Annotated in this window: 18 protein-coding genes; 7 read left to right on the forward strand and 11 right to left on the reverse strand. The window is 61.8% G+C overall.

Annotated elements, in window-relative coordinates:
• Positions 1–14 precede the first annotated feature (14 nt).
• Positions 15–752 (reverse strand): MarC family protein, encoded by a 738-nt coding sequence (locus tag Thiofri_RS16670; RefSeq protein WP_009146829.1) that lies wholly within the window; start codon positions 750–752, stop codon positions 15–17.
• Positions 753–1016: 264 nt separating this feature from the next.
• The gene (locus tag Thiofri_RS16675) at positions 1017–1760 is read right to left on the reverse strand and encodes a DUF3593 domain-containing protein (protein ID WP_323705479.1); all 744 of its coding nucleotides are present in this window, start codon (positions 1758–1760) and stop codon (positions 1017–1019) included.
• Positions 1761–1880: 120 nt separating this feature from the next.
• On the opposite strand from Thiofri_RS16675, the gene Thiofri_RS16680 reads away from it, so the two are divergent.
• Positions 1881–2486 carry an oligopeptide:H+ symporter gene (locus tag Thiofri_RS16680; protein WP_323705480.1) on the forward strand — a complete coding sequence of 202 codons (606 nt, stop codon included), beginning with the start codon at positions 1881–1883 and terminating at the stop codon, positions 2484–2486.
• Positions 2487–2545: 59 nt separating this feature from the next.
• On the opposite strand, the gene Thiofri_RS16685 is transcribed toward Thiofri_RS16680, so the two are convergent.
• The 3 genes from Thiofri_RS16685 to traL all read right to left on the reverse strand — a co-directional run bounded on the left by Thiofri_RS16685 (position 2546) and on the right by traL (position 4339).
• Complete coding sequence (locus Thiofri_RS16685) at positions 2546–3463, reverse strand: TraK domain-containing protein (protein ID WP_323705481.1); 918 nt, start codon at positions 3461–3463, stop codon at positions 2546–2548.
• A gap of 10 nt (positions 3464–3473) precedes the next feature.
• Positions 3474–4049, reverse strand: coding sequence for a TraE/TraK family type IV conjugative transfer system protein (locus Thiofri_RS16690; RefSeq protein WP_323705482.1), 576 nt, complete (start codon positions 4047–4049; stop codon positions 3474–3476).
• Between the two features lie 77 nt (positions 4050–4126).
• Positions 4127–4339, reverse strand: a complete 213-nt coding sequence (gene traL, locus Thiofri_RS16695) for a type IV conjugative transfer system protein TraL (RefSeq protein WP_009146821.1) — start codon at positions 4337–4339, stop codon at positions 4127–4129.
• Between the two features lie 1112 nt (positions 4340–5451).
• Between traL and Thiofri_RS16700 the strand changes: the two genes are divergently transcribed.
• From Thiofri_RS16700 to Thiofri_RS16710, 3 genes are all read left to right on the forward strand, one after another.
• A complete protein-coding gene (locus tag Thiofri_RS16700) occupies positions 5452–5655 on the forward strand; it encodes a hypothetical protein (protein ID WP_143741723.1) in 204 nt (67 codons plus the stop codon).
• Positions 5656–5988: 333 nt separating this feature from the next.
• Positions 5989–6174, forward strand: coding sequence for a hypothetical protein (locus Thiofri_RS16705; protein WP_040854306.1), 186 nt, complete (start codon positions 5989–5991; stop codon positions 6172–6174).
• A gap of 11 nt (positions 6175–6185) precedes the next feature.
• The gene (locus tag Thiofri_RS16710) at positions 6186–7049 is read left to right on the forward strand and encodes a damage-control phosphatase ARMT1 family protein (protein WP_009146818.1); all 864 of its coding nucleotides are present in this window, start codon (positions 6186–6188) and stop codon (positions 7047–7049) included.
• 212 nt (positions 7050–7261) lie between these two features.
• Here Thiofri_RS16710 and Thiofri_RS16715 read toward each other — a convergent pair whose 3' ends face one another.
• Positions 7262–8155: a sulfotransferase domain-containing protein gene (locus Thiofri_RS16715; RefSeq protein ID WP_009146816.1), complete on the reverse strand. Its 894-nt coding sequence runs from the start codon at positions 8153–8155 to the stop codon at positions 7262–7264.
• Positions 8156–8268: 113 nt separating this feature from the next.
• Between Thiofri_RS16715 and Thiofri_RS16720 the strand changes: the two genes are divergently transcribed.
• Both Thiofri_RS16720 and Thiofri_RS16725 read left to right on the forward strand, forming a co-directional pair.
• A complete protein-coding gene (locus Thiofri_RS16720) occupies positions 8269–8883 on the forward strand; it encodes an SAM-dependent methyltransferase (protein ID WP_323705483.1) in 615 nt (204 codons plus the stop codon).
• A gap of 84 nt (positions 8884–8967) precedes the next feature.
• Positions 8968–9369 carry a thiol-disulfide oxidoreductase DCC family protein gene (locus Thiofri_RS16725; RefSeq protein WP_009147743.1) on the forward strand — a complete coding sequence of 134 codons (402 nt, stop codon included), beginning with the start codon at positions 8968–8970 and terminating at the stop codon, positions 9367–9369.
• An 81-nt stretch (positions 9370–9450) separates the two neighbouring features.
• Here the strand turns inward: Thiofri_RS16725 and Thiofri_RS16730 are convergent, their stop codons facing one another.
• Both Thiofri_RS16730 and thpR read right to left on the reverse strand, forming a co-directional pair.
• Complete coding sequence (locus Thiofri_RS16730) at positions 9451–9843, reverse strand: lysozyme inhibitor LprI family protein (RefSeq protein ID WP_009147742.1); 393 nt, start codon at positions 9841–9843, stop codon at positions 9451–9453.
• A 22-nt stretch (positions 9844–9865) separates the two neighbouring features.
• Positions 9866–10429 (reverse strand): RNA 2',3'-cyclic phosphodiesterase, encoded by a 564-nt coding sequence (thpR, locus tag Thiofri_RS16735; protein WP_009147741.1) that lies wholly within the window; start codon positions 10427–10429, stop codon positions 9866–9868.
• Between the two features lie 311 nt (positions 10430–10740).
• On the opposite strand from thpR, the gene Thiofri_RS16740 reads away from it, so the two are divergent.
• On the forward strand, positions 10741–11184 hold the full coding sequence (locus tag Thiofri_RS16740) for a hypothetical protein (protein ID WP_009147740.1): 444 nt from the start codon (positions 10741–10743) through the stop codon (positions 11182–11184).
• Here the strand turns inward: Thiofri_RS16740 and Thiofri_RS16745 are convergent.
• From Thiofri_RS16745 to Thiofri_RS16755, 3 genes are all read right to left on the reverse strand, one after another.
• The gene (locus Thiofri_RS16745; RefSeq protein WP_009147739.1) at positions 11176–11394 is read right to left on the reverse strand and encodes a hypothetical protein; all 219 of its coding nucleotides are present in this window, start codon (positions 11392–11394) and stop codon (positions 11176–11178) included. The two genes, Thiofri_RS16740 and Thiofri_RS16745, sit on opposite strands and share 9 nt — an antisense overlap.
• Before the next feature lie 308 nt (positions 11395–11702).
• Positions 11703–13217 carry an ISKra4-like element ISThio1 family transposase gene (locus tag Thiofri_RS16750; RefSeq protein ID WP_323705484.1) on the reverse strand — a complete coding sequence of 505 codons (1515 nt, stop codon included), beginning with the start codon at positions 13215–13217 and terminating at the stop codon, positions 11703–11705.
• Positions 13218–13330: 113 nt separating this feature from the next.
• Positions 13331–13903, reverse strand: coding sequence for a GDSL-type esterase/lipase family protein (locus tag Thiofri_RS16755; RefSeq protein WP_009147736.1), 573 nt, complete (start codon positions 13901–13903; stop codon positions 13331–13333).
• Positions 13904–14050: the final 147 nt, after the last annotated feature.

Genomic DNA, 14050 nt, shown 5'->3' on the forward strand with positions numbered 1-14050 from the left:
GATGCGCTGGTCATCTATTGCAGGGGCGGAAGGCTCAACCAGTGCGCGATCGCGGTCAGCAACATTTTCACCGCGATCGCAGTCAGAAGGACTCCCATCACCCGCCGCAACACATTGGCGCCGCCCGGACCGATTGCGCGCATGATTGGGTTTGCTGCCATCAGGATCAGCAGAAACACGAAGAGGACTGATGCCAGAACCCCGGTCGTCACCAGCTGCTCGCTTAAACTGAATTGTCGGTTATCAGTGAGGAGCACCACGGTCAGCATGGCACCGGGTCCGGCAATCGCTGGAACCGCCAGGGGGTAGACGGCCAATGCATGCAAGCCGCTGCTACTATCGTTAGTCCCTTCGCCTGGTGCATGGGTACTCAGGGTCATCTCTTTGCCATAGAGCAAAAGCAGGATGCCGCCGGCAATCTGGAAAGCCAACAGTGGGATCCCCATTTGGATCAACAGTAACTCGCCAGCAGCAATAAAAAAGACTAGCACGCCAAAGGCATAGGAAATCGCGAGTACAGCTGTCTTTCGCCTTTCACGAGGTTCGAGCGGGGAGACAACGGCAACAAAAACCGCCAGCATCCCGACTGGGTCGAGCACGACCAGAAGCGTTACGAATTGATAGATCAGTTGCTGCACCATACTGAATAAACCGATAAAAGGAAGAGGAATTCCAGCCTGACTCGCTTCCTCGGTGACCAGGCCGAGGATGCCGATGCGCGGGCCATTCGGCGGCTGCAGGATCAGGGTCACTGGCGTTGGGAATGGCGTCGGAGAGATCTCGAGGTTTGGCGGCCAGGATGCGAAAGCCGGCTGTCGAGAACCGCACGGAAGACGTCTTTAGCGTCCCGCCCAGGTGCTGACCCGTGGTCGACGTGCCTCCCTGATCTTCCACCGGATCGAGCTGACCGTGAAAGTCGTTGAAGTGCAGCAGAGTCAGCGGCAGCGCCTCGCCGGCTCGGGAGAGTGTCGGCGCGAGCAGCATCGCAACCGCCAGGACAATAATAAACGGGCGCGTCATGGGATTGTGGACTGATTCGATGGCAGGTCAATTACCGGAGCTGATGCGTCAAGCGCGGACGGTCCAGCCTTGATCGCGGACTGAGGTTTTGCCAACCGCAAACGCCGATAAGCGCCGAAAGCGATCAAAAAATTGCTGACAGATAGCAGGCTTTCGCTTGCGCCATGCAAAGCATCGGCATGGGCGAGGCTCGGCAGGCCAAGTTGAAGGGTCGCCACCCGGGTGGCGACAATCGCCCCGGCGACGAAAACCAGCAGAAACCAGAATCCCGCGATGCTCCAAGGCGAGAACAGGCTGGGGCTTTGGCGATGCACCACCAAGAGCAACACCAGAAAGCCGAGATACGCCAGATTCGCACCGGGGAGCAAAGCGGACAGGCCATCCGCGACCCACAGTCGGCTCAAGCCCCAGGTCAGTCCCAAGACCAATAGCGCGAGTGCGAACCAAGCGGACGGGATGCGCCGGATGCGCAGCATCAGCAGGGTCACGCAAAGGAGCGAGAGGCTGCCCAGGAAGGTCATGAGTCGTGATCCTTCCAACAGCCACTGGACGCGGTCACCGCTGGCATGGAAACTCAGCACCAACAGGCCCGCCACCAGGTGCGGCAGCATGGCATGGGCAAAGATCCGCAGGCGCGGAAAACCAGCCACGACGGCATACCGACGCAGAAGCAAAATGGCCGTCAGCCATTCGCTAACTGTCAGCAGATGAATGATGGCTGTTGGCAGTGACAGCAGCATGATTGCGGATGAAGGTCGCTGATCAGGCGAGCTAGTCTAGCACCTGCCTTGCACGCCGGATGGATCCGTCAGCATACGATTGGCGGATGGCACCCTTTTGATCCGAGCACGCCTGATTCCATGACCGACCTGCAACCGCCCTCCCCCACGCCGGCCGAACGCTCCCTCGCCGCCGGCGACAACCGCCGCTTCTTTGGCCATCCGAGCGGACTGGCGATGCTGTTCAATGTCGAGTTGGGGGAGCGCTTTTCCTACTACGGCATGCGGGCCATTCTGGCCTACTACCTTTACGCCACCCTCGCCGAGAGCGGGCTGGGGTTGCATGAGGCGACCGCCGCCGTGGTGGTTGCGACCTATGGCGCGTCAGTCTATCTGCTGGCGGTGGTTGGCGGTTTTCTGGCGGATCGTTTGCTCGGCGCGCGCCGCACGACGCTCTATGGCGGTATGGTCATCATGGCCGGACATCTGTGCATGGCGGTGCCGGGCATTCCAGCGTTCTCCTGGTCGGGACTTGCGTTGATCGCGCTCGGCAGTGGGCTGTTAAAGCCGAATATTTCGACCATGGTCGGCGCCCTGTATGCGCCGTCCGATCCTCGGCGCGATGCCGGCTTTCATCAGCAGATTGTCGACCAGGCGCCGACGCTGCGCCTCGCTGCTGCGGTCGTCTTGCGGGGCGGTGGCGATCAGCAGCGCCAGCGACCCGACAATCACGCTGCCGGCCCCTAGGGTGATCCATTGGCGCAGGCGCGGGGAGAGCCGCTCCCAGTTGTCTGTCCATTCGGCCATCAGCGAAAACCTCCCGCGCGCTTCGGAGTGGCTGGCGGCCCTTCCCTGCTGTCATCGATCGCGATGATCAGCGTCGCCTCAGCCCCGGGATTGACTGGCGCGCTTGGCCAAAGCGCGACGGCGGCCAGGGCGTCCTGCTTGTGCAACCGGCACTGGCGTTCATCCAACACCACAGGCGTATCGCCTTTCGCCCCCACCTTGGCGGTGAGAAAGCGCAACGGCTGCCCGTCGTAGGCGGTCACTCGGCTCACCCGGACATCCCTCCCGCAGTGAATGGCTTCGCCGGACCGCCCTCCCCTTTTGCGGTAGCCACTCGGCACCTCGCCCAAGGCCAGGGTGCGAAAGCCCTGGGTCAGCTCATTGATGTAATGCTGCGGCTGGCGCCAGGTGGCGATTAGCGGGATATCTGGCAGGGTCGCTTCCGACTGAGCCACGCCAGATGAGGAACCGGCTGCCTGGCGACGGCTTTCCAATCCCGGCACCAGCAGACGAATCTCCCGTGGTGGCACGCGACGGGGCGCGAGCGTCAGCGCAACCGTGGTCTGAGCATCATCGGCATCGGTGATGTACAGGGTCGCTGGGGTTTCCTCAGCCGTAGCGACATAGAGAACACTGCCATCGATTTCGGTCGAGACGCTCGAGACGGTTCTCACCGAGGGCTGGCGGAAGGGTGTGACAATGCGGTTGAGATGATCAATGGCCAGTTCCAGGATGACATTGTTGCCCGGTGCGACAGTGACGGTGCGGGGGCCGATTGCCAGTAGGGCGTCCTTGGCGGACGCTGTCTCGGCATTTGCATCCGCAGTGGTGCGCAGGAAAGGACCGTTGGCCTGGCAGCCGAGGCTCATCAGGGTAAGCCCCGATCCGAGCAGGACAGCATGGATGGAAACAGCAAGACGGCGGGGTTGAACATGCATTCAGGATTCCTCAAGGTTGCTCGGTCGTGCGCGGACCGCCGGGGTAGACATCCAGATGGCGGATCACCGGGCGGTAGTGCTGAAAGCCGACGCGGACTTCGTAGGTGCGCTGATGCCGCACTGGCTCGGCGCCGGGACCGGCGCTCACTTGGCGGCCGGTGACGAAGAAGGTGTCGCTGGCCTGGTCGTAACGCAGGGCATTGGGCGAGAAGTACATCGCCACGCGCTCGCGCTTGATGGCTTCGACCTGGTCGCCAATGACGGCGAGAATCTCCCGGCGCAGCGGAGGCGCCAGCAGGGGTTCGAGCGCCTCGCGAATGAAGTCCGCCGAACCGGCACTGACATTGCCGAGCAGGCCGGCGACATGCACCGCCCAGGCTTCCTTGACCGAGCGACTAGCGCTGTCGCGGGCGATATTGACCTCGCCTTCCAGAATCGGCGGCACCAGCACCACGGTGTGATCGGCGCGGACCAGGGCGAGCAGGGTCAGCAGGTTGGTGAGCAACAACACCGCCAGGACCAGGCGGTGGAAGCGGTTCTCGGCGTTCAGGCCGCGCCAGGTGCGCGTGAGGGTGTGAAAATCCATGGGCGACCTCAGGGCTGAAAGCGGCGCGTGAAGGGATTGGGGCAGCGTCGGGACTTGAGCGGGACCAGCCCGTGCCATTAGCCCCAGTGCAGCGCGAAGCCATCCGGGCGGCTGTCGCGAAAGCGGCCGTACAGGCGTGACAGCCCCAGTCCGAGGGCGAGGAAGATCAGCAACCTGTCGCTGAGCATGCCGACGACCAGCATGAGCAACAGCGGGATGAGTTCATCGAGCCGCCACAGCAGCAGCGAGGGCGGGTCGTCGACGCCATGGGGGAGCGAAAGGGGTTGCATACGGGCGGGTCTCCGGCGAGTGGGTTGAATGCCGGATAGCCTGCGCGATTGGGCGCCGATCGGCGACACCGATAGCTCGGGAAAAACCCGAGCATTCGTGCTTGCCCTGTCCAGGGAAGATCTGGACGGGGAACCGGGGCTGGTTGGTCGTCCAGGCTGTCCGGGTCGCATCAGCCCGGATGCGGCAAACGCTCTCGCGCGCGTCAGCGATCAGCAAGCAGCATTCAAAATTCTCTGTGAGTATTTTTATTGCTTGCTTGCTAGCAGACGCGCGCGCGAGGGGACGGGGGGGGTGCACAAGGTTCACATGTGGCTGAGTGCCCTAGCTCAGCCGCACCGGTTTTCACATAGGGTGCAGGCAGCCGAACGAGAGATTCCGAGGCTTAACCGCTGTTTTTGCTGTACTCTTTTTTCTGCTTCTGGCTGTTTACCCTACCCGAGAGCGTACGCGTATCGCACAATTCGAACTCAGCGTTGTAGGGAACGACACTGGGGCACCATGGGTCTTTACCCTAACAGGCCAGGGTTTCTTGTTCACCAGCCTAGGAACCCTGGTTCTCCAGTCCGGGGAATCTGGTTCTGCACCCTAGAGAATCTTGTTCACCAGCTCAGGGAATCTTGTTCTCCAGCCTAGGGACGCTTGTTCACCATGCCTATGGTCAGATGACTGGAATCTGGCAGCGCTCGGCGGAGCGGAACAAGATGTCCTTGATGGCCTGGGGCAGGCATCGGCGTCGTCCCAGGTGTTCATCGGTTTGGGGACTCCTGATAAAGCGTCAGTCACAGTGGCACTGGATGCTTATCCCATTTTGTACGATCTTGAAAACCCAGTCGCGGTGGGCGGCGGCCGTTTAACCTGGGTGCTATCCGTGCGGATCGATCATCTGCCTTGCTATCATGGCTGCGCACATTGGCACTGGCCGAGGGCTGCGACCAACGCAACCTCGACTCAGGGATGCAGCGGCGGGAGGTCCATCGATTCTCCGCGCGTGAAGGCATGGCGAGCGCTGGGTTTCACTTGATCGAAACCCTGATGCCAAGCCGAAGCGCCTCAGCGCAATCTTGATCATTGAGAGGTGTTAGCGATGCTCCATCCCAATCAGTTCCGCGTCATGGAAGCCTGGGTGGCTTTCAATTTAAATGAAGCGCCGATTCAGACCGAACGTGACGGCGACTTCAATGTCGTCGCGCTCATGGTGGAGAGCCGCAAGTTGGGCATTGAGGTCATGGAAATGACCGAGGATCTGCTGCAGCCGTTGATCGCAGAGGCCAGAGACAGCTTCAGGGAGCACTTTGCTGCTAGCCGCTTGCATTGATTAATTGCAGGATGCCTCTTGCCTTTACGCCGAAGTCCACGCGCCTGAGGTTCCACCCATAAGGCCCCGCAGATAGCACTGGCCCATCGCGCCGTCAAACTGATTGACCTTAGTGGGTTCGTGCTCGGCCGGCTGATGATTCTCCGCTTGCGTCTCAGGTCGTGCTGAACGACCAAGAACCACCGGCCTGCTCCAGGATCGGCACTTTCCTCCATATCGCAATACCCGTGCGCGAACAAACCCCTGAAACGCGACTTATCAATGCCTCCAGTCCCAACACCCCGGATAATCCCGACTGGATTGATCGGATAACAGCAGAACGGAGGTTCCAACATGCCACAGCAACGGCCACACAACATGGGTGCCGGCGGCACCTGCATCTGCCCGAAGTGTGACTATCACGGCGCGCATCGCAACGGTGTCCCCTGCCAGGACGATCATTGCCCCAATTGCGGCGCCAAGTTGCTGCGCGAGGGTTCCTACCACGACCAACTGCTGCAACAGAAACGCCAACATTAGGGGCTGCTCAGATGCGCGTCTACCTCGACTGCTGGCCCTGCTTTCTCCGCCAAGCCCTGAGCGCCTCCCGCCGCGCCGGCGCCTCGCCCGAACTACAGCGGGCGATCCTGGAAGATACCCTGACCGCCCTGCGCGAATTGGCCAGCGATGCGACGCCGCCGGAGATGGGCGAGCGAATTCATCGGCTGGTACGCGAGCGCGCCCGCGTTGCCGACCCCTATCTGGAGGTAAAACGCGAGGCGACCGCGCAGGCCCTGGCATTGCTCCCAGCGCTGCGGGCGCATGTGGCGACAGCTGAGGATACTCTCCGGACAGCGGTGCGCATCGCCATTGCTGGCAATATCATCGACCATGGTGTCGCCGAGACCTTCGACCTGGAAGCGACACTGGAGCGAGTGCTTCAGGCCAACCCCCTGATCGATGACCTGCCCGTGCTGCGCGAGGCGCTGGAACGGGTGGATGAAGTGCTGTATCTAGCCGACAACGCCGGTGAGACTGTCTTCGATCGCGTGCTGATCGAGACCATGCCTCTGCCCGTGCGCTATGCGGTCAAGGCTGGCCCGGTGCTAAACGATGCCACCCGCGAGGAAGCCGTCGCCGCCGGCCTGGACCAGGTCGCGGAGATCATTGACACCGGTTGCGACGCCATGGGCGCGCCGCTGGGGCTGTGCTCGCCAGACTTCCGCGATCGCTTCAACCGCGCTCGGCTGATCATCGCTAAGGGCCAAGCCAATTACGAGACGCTGAGCGGCGTCCATGCGCCCATTTGCTTTCTGCTGCAGGCCAAGTGCTCGGTGATTGCCGAGGATATCGGGGTTCCGGCTGGCAGCGTTATCATTCAGGCAAGCGCCGCGCTGAGGGATGCCGTTTCCTGATGGCCTTATGCTCCCTTCCGGTTGGGCTGAATTGCGGCCAGTCCCCCTGTCCATACTCGCCAAAGACACGGACACATCGGCAAGAAGGCCAACAGGAGATCCGCTCATGTTCATCGTGATCAATCGCGTCGCTGTACTCGAGGACTTTGCCGAGATGTTCGGGGTGATGATCGATTCCGAGGTCACTGATCCGCGATGACGGCTTCGAAAGATCAACCAAGGCCCAAATAGGCCAGACACTCGGCGGGCAGTTCCTGCCGGCAACGGCGCAGAATGCGCGCCTCCTGATCGGGTGTCAGTTGGGTTTTGTGATCGCCGGTCTCGCCTTTGCGGATAAAGCCGCCAGGGCGAAACATCGGGCTGCCGTCGGCGTTACGCCCGGCGAAGCGCTGGCTGTTCGCCTTCATCCAGGCGAAGGAGGACAGATGCGCGGCCCGCTCGCACGTCTGCGGCGTTAATGGCCAGCCAAGAAAGTCGGCGATGCGGGTGATCGCTGCGGGCAAGTCGGCCTTGAGGTCGCTGTAGCGCAGCATCAGCAGGTTGTCGCGCTCGCGCTGCGGCCACCAGCTTGCCAGGTTGCGAAACCAGGCGCCGAACCCCAGCCAGGCATCGACGTGGGCATCCAGGCTCGCTGGTCTTTCCAGTCCGTGACAGGCGAGCGCGCTGTCGGTCATGTCCATCAAATGGTGGTAAAAGCTGATGCAGCAGTCGCGCGGATCGCGCACTGTCAGAATCAGACGTGCGATGTCCCGACCCGGGGTCTGCTCCCAGGTGCAATGGGTCTTGAACAAGCGCGGGGTAGCAAGCGCTTCAAACGCCTCCAGCACCTGCCGCCATGTCTGCGGCGGGCGCTGGCGTTCCAGCCAGGGAACCACATCATCAATGTCTTCGAACGCCTCATCGCCACCGGTGCACAGTTGATGCAGAATCTGTTGCATCCAGGTAGTGCCGGCCTTAGGCGCCGTGGTGATCAGCACATCTGTCGGGCGTGCTTGGAAATTGGCGAGTATCCAAGGGTCATGCAGCGGATGGGGTTCGCCCCAGTGTGGGTCGGGTTGCTCGTCCCGCTCCGGACGGCTTGTGCCTGCAAGTTGCTGAGTGCTCATGCCATTGTGTTCCTAACGCTCATGGTCCCGGCCACCCCGGATGATGAATCCGTGGGATTGACGGTAAAGAATCTAAAAAAGTCGCATCCAGAATTCTCTGGCGGAGATCACCTATGTGGGACCAACGCTTCGATCAAGAAGACTATCTCTACGGCACTCAGCCGAGTCAGTTTCTGGCGGCGCAGACTGATCGGCTTCGACCCGGCCAGCGCGCGCTGGTCGTCGCTGATGGCGAAGGGCGCCATGCTGTTTATATCGCTGAACTTGGGCTCGAGGTCAGCGCGATGGACAGCTCTGGGGTTGCCTTGACCAAGGCGCGCAAGCTGGCGGCGGCCCGCGGGGTCGCGGTGGATTTCCATCAGGCCGACCTGCGCGACTGGCCATGGGCGCCCGCGCGCTATGATGTTGTGGTGGCAGTTTTCATTCAATTCGCCGAGCCCGCGCTCAGAGCCGCGATCTTCGCTGGGATGCAGCGCACCCTGGCGCCGGGTGGCCTGCTCCTGCTGCATGGCTTCACTCCGGCGCAGCTGGCCTTTCACAGTGGCGGCCCGCCCTGTGCCGAGCTGCTCTACACGCCAGAACTCCTGCGCGACGCCTTCGCCGAGCTTGAGATTCTGCGGCTTGAGGAGTACGAGTGCGAACTGCAGGAGGGCACCGGTCATGCCGGCCAGGCGGCATTGATCGACTTAGTGGCCCGCAAGCCACTCGCCGATGCGACGTCAGCGTAAGACAGACCCGAACGATTCCCCTTGGGCGCGCGCCCGGTTGGCCCAACCTGAAGTGAAGCTGAAACCAGATGCGGCGTTCCGCCAATGCCCAACCAAGACACATCCATGCAGAATTCCAACTCGCCATTGCGCGTCCTCTACGATGGCGGCTGTCCGCTCTGCCGACGCGAGATCGCCCACTATCAACGCCCCAGGCCCGGTCGGCCAGTGGACTGGATCGACATTGATGCCGACCCAAGCGCGTGCGAATCGCTCGGCATCACCCGCGAGTCCGCCATGGCGCGGTTTCATGTCCTTGAGGGTTCACAAATTCACACCGGCGCTGAAGCCTTTGTCGTGCTCTGGTCGGCGCTCCCCGGTTGGTCTCTGCTGGCCGCCTTGGCGCGCGGGCTGCGCTTGATCCCCGTGATGGAACTCGGCTATGCCTGGTTTGCCCAGCGCCGCTGGAAGAAGCGTTGCCAGGACGATCGTTGCGCGGTGATTTGATGACATCGCCCAGGCATTTGCGTCGGCTACCGCCTCTGGGTGACCCGATTCCTCCGCCCTGGATGCCTACTAATTGTGTCATCAAGGCCGTCGGCTACCAGCACAGCCATCGCCTTCTTCAACCTCCAACCAGCGTCTTAGCTGCTCGATGCGGTTCTGGGTCAGTCGCGCCTTCTCGCCGCAAACACACATCGGGTAGATGCTGCCATAGCTGATTTGTTTGTTTTCATCAGGGTATAGCGCCTCCAACTCGGCATCGCGAAAGGCAATCCAGGCGCGCTGGGAGCGCTTGAGCTTCTCCAGAAAATCGTTGTCGCCCTGATAGCGCTGGCGGATTTGCTGGTAGACGCGATTGAGTGTCTGGTCGGCTTGTTCAAACTTGCCACAGGCGGTCTGGTTCAGGTCGGCCTGCGTCTGTGCTCCGCTCGCGGCGGGAACCAGAACAAGGATCATGAGAGCAGTGAACAGGCGCATCTTGTCAGTCTCCTGGGTAACCTCAAGGGTGGATTTGGCCGGTCAGCGTCGCGCGGTGCAGGCACCGGTACTCAGCCCCCGTGGGCTTGAGCGTGCTGGCAAAGAGCGCGAGCTGATCGATCGTCATGGTTTGCGATGTCCAGTCGGCGAATGGGGCGGTCCAATGCCGCGCGTCCAGCGGTAATCGCGTCCGTGCCAGCGTGAGATGCGGATGATAGGCCCGGCGCTCCCGCGGAAACCCGAGGGATTGCAATTTCCCGCTTAGACGTCGCTGGAGGTCGATCAATCGCTGGGTCTCGCCATCCAGGCCGACCCAAAGCACGCGGCATTGGCGCAGATTCGGAAAACCGCCGATCCCCTTGGCGACCAGGGTGATTGGAGGAATGCCGGTCGCTGCCACGCTGATGGTATCACCCAGGCTGGGAAGCTGTTGTGAGCCGACCTCACCCAGGAATTTCAGCGTCAAATGCATGTTGCCGGGCGGCACCCAGCGCGCTTTGAGCCCCGCGGACTGCAAGGACCGTCGCAAGACCTGCAAATCCTCGATCAGAAATCCTGGGAGTGGCGCGGCGACAAACAGGCGCATGGATTGGATTCTTGCATGGTTCATATGGCCTGACGATAGTTGTAAAGCGCCTGCGAATGCTCGGTGAAAAGGCGCTCTTTCGCGACAGCCGGCGAGATAGCGAAGAATCCGCTACAGTGGCCGTCGCTTCGCGTGGCGCTTGGGAGAGACAAAGATGCGAAATACCTCGCACAACTCATGCAGCATAAGGTCTTTCGCAAGGCGTTGGCGGCGCTGCGCGAGGCCGAATGGTCCCCGCCGCGGCGGCTAACTTAGGAACACTGGGGTCGCTTGTAACGCACGGGTGATTTCGCCTGGGAGGCCGCACGAGAATGACGCATCCAACCATCAAGACACGAACCATCAGCCTGATCGGCGTGGTCTTCGGTTTGCTTGCCCTGGGCTCGGCGCTGTTGCATTTCTGGCTCGGCCCGCTGGAACCAACACCCCCGCTCGAGGATGTTGTCGCCGAACAAGCGCTGAAGATCAAGGCGCGCGTGGTGGCCCAATTAACCGGCGCGGCCAGTCAAGAGCCGCCTGAACCTCGCACGCGATCGCTTGATGCATGGATCGATGTCCTGACCGTCAGCTTCGCCTTTGTGGCCATTGCCTGTGGGGTGATCGCCTTCATTCGCCGGGAGGACAGGCGGGCCACTGCCAGCGCGGTGTTGCTGGGTGTGGGGGCGATTGGCTTTCAGTTCCTGGCGCTTGCCCTGAGTGTCATCGTCTTGGTCATTCTGATCGGGGCGGTGCTGAGTAGTCTGGGTCTAAGCTGAGTCTTGCATTGGAATACAGGGTCGCGGGTGCGATGGTTCAAGCCGGATGCGGCTGTTTCTCGCACCGCCCACAAAGGTCACGCCCGCGACTAGGATCAAGGCACCGAGACGCCCGATGACCACAGTGCCCGAGCCATGCGCGCTGAGCAGCACCACATAGGTACCCGGGCCTGAAATCGCGAGGTTCTTGGTGGTTATCGCGGTTGCCATCACGGATGTCCATTGAACGCGGATGAAGAGCGCCAGGCGACTGCGGCGTCTTGGTTTTGACTAATCCGGCCGGCGGCATCTTTCCGTCGTTTCCGCGCGCCAGCTCGACCAAGCCAATCAGCCCGGCGGCAGGGCGCCAGCTTGCCGCAGCAGGCGTTCGATCGCCTCGGCCAATTGGCGATACCCTTGGGCGTTGGGGTGTATCTGATCGGATTTGGGTGCGGCTCTTTTGGAACGACGCCAAGCGCCGCAGAATCCAGCGGTTGCGGGCGACGTTTCCGGTCGATGGTGATGGCGCAAGTGAGACATCATGCCGCCACGGGCAAGTCCAGCGGGATCGGTGGTCCTGGATAGTGGCGTCGGTGCTCAGCGTCGAAGTGAAACGCAAGATAGGCCGGCAAGTCCCCACTGATCTTTAGTGAGCGCAGTTTCAGGATCGCCTCGGCGCGGGCCAGCCCCCAACGCGCCCCGGTGAGATCCATGCGATCTTTGACGAGATGGCGACAGGCGCCTTCGATCACACCAGTGGCGATTGGCAGCCCCAGCGCAAGCGCTTGGTCGTATTCGAGGCGCTCGCGGTTGTTGTCGATATAGTCGGCCGCCTTATCGATGGGTTTGCGCGCCGTCTCGCCGAGTTGCTTGCGCGTTGCCGCGCGGCGCAGTCCCACGGCCACGTCGTGGGCGCGACCTTCGAGGATGGCCATGGCGCGCTCCATCACCCACTGCTCGCGCTCCGCGGGGGTCTCGGGAAAGAGCGCATGCGCGGCTTTCCACAGATATTCCAGCACATGGATGAAGTCCTGGATCACCACCACCTCGACCTTGTAGCGCTCGGCCGCGGCTGTGACTTGGCGCAGCAGATCTTCCTGACCGTCACAGAGCACCACCCAGCGGCGGTGCTGATCCGGGTCGCGGCGCATGGCCTCCTCAAACGCCTGCTCGATGACGGTGCGCTGATCGGCCTCCACGCGTGCCCAGGTGCGTTTGTTCTGGACTTCGGGACGTTTGCCCGCGGGGGCTTGTTTGGGATCAAAGATCTGCTCTGGGGTGCGTGGGTAGGGCTCGACCTCATAGACCGAGGCGACGGTGGCCATGCGTTTGCGCTGCTTTTTCTCCCCAGGACTCAGCCGGGTCTGTTGCTTGTGCGCTTGGCGCTCGCGCGCCTTGCGGGTGGCCTCGCGCAAATCGCTGGGGCGCATCACGATGCCCTTGCCGTCAGCACTGATGATCAGGAGGCGTTCGCTCGCTTCATTCGGCTCCTGGGGGACAAAGGGTTGGGCGTAGAAGGCGTCGAAGTCCTGGCTCAGATGCACGGCCACCTCCTCGGCTTGGCGCTTGGCCAGCGTCCCGCCGCCGGCTTGTTCGAGTGCCGCAAGCGCGGCGTCGAAGGAGTTGTTCACGACCTCACCGGCCAGCACCTCGCACAGGCCATGGGAATACCTGCCCGGGGGCAGATTCAGCTCAGCATCCAAGGGGAAGACGCTCTGGAGTCCCCGCGCACCGTAGCCCCGGCGCGTGACGGTCACTTCCCCAAAGCGGGTCTCCAGAAGTCGGGTACAGCCGGCGCGATGATGGGTCCGGGGATAACCATCGGCGCCAATCACGGACGCATACCGCGGTTCCTCTCGCGCTCTTTGTTCCAGGTGCGACTGGACCATCTCACACAGCAGCTTCATGCCGCCCTGTTGCACCAGCGCTTCGATTTCCCCGTGCGTGGCATGTTGGGCTTGCTCCCCGCTCAGCGTCTCAAGCAGTTGGACGAACTGCGCGATCGCCCCCTCGTAGCAATCGAGGCTTGGCAAAGAAATCGTGTAGCATGGCATCGACAGGGTCTCCTCAGGGTCCGTGACAAAAGTTTCGTCCCTTCAGTTTCGCACCCGAGTGGAGGCCCTGTCTTCCCTGTCCTCAGGTTTCTAGCTGGTTAAGCTGTTGTTTTCTAGTCGCTGAGCGTCGTTCTAAAGGAGCCGCACCCATCGGATTTCAGCGTCTTGTCGGCGAGGATTTCCGCGATCGCATTGGCTTGGAGCGGGACGTCCAGTTCATCGGCCAGTTCGTCATAGAGCGAATGGGTACGCACCAGCAAGCCCGGGCGCGGGATGCCTAACAGAACCACTTCGCTTCCCTGCTTGCGTGCGAGTGCGATCATCTGGGTTAGATTGGCTTGGGTCTGATCCGTGTCGCGCTGGCGCAGAAAATCATTGCCGCCATGGCCAAGAATCACCAGATCGGGCTGCCAGGTGGCGAGCAGCTGCGGCAAGCGCGCCAAGCCGGCATCGCTCTCCTCGCCAGAGATGCCGGCGTTGATCACCCGCCGCCCGGTCAAGGTCGCCAACACCGCCGGGTAACTTTGTTCTTTGTTGGCGCCCACGCCTTCGGTCAAGCTGTCGCCGAAGGAGAGAATCACCGCGTCTGGCGACAAGGGACTGAGCGTCGGTTGATCGCTGCAAGCCGCCAGCACCAGCAGTAAGACGGCGCCCAGCAGCGAGCGATAGAGAATCTTGTTGCGCATGATGTGTTTCCGTTTCATTCTCTTGTTCTATTTCCACAAGCATGCCATAAGCCAATCGGATCTGCCGGATCGACCAAGCTGAAGCCAGCGGCCGGATAGTGGAGATACTGACGGTGGATTATCAGTTCCAACTCGGCGGCAACCGGA

The organism is Thiorhodovibrio frisius, assembly GCF_033954835.1.
GTDB classification, from domain to species: Bacteria; Pseudomonadota; Gammaproteobacteria; order Chromatiales; family Chromatiaceae; genus Thiorhodovibrio; species Thiorhodovibrio frisius.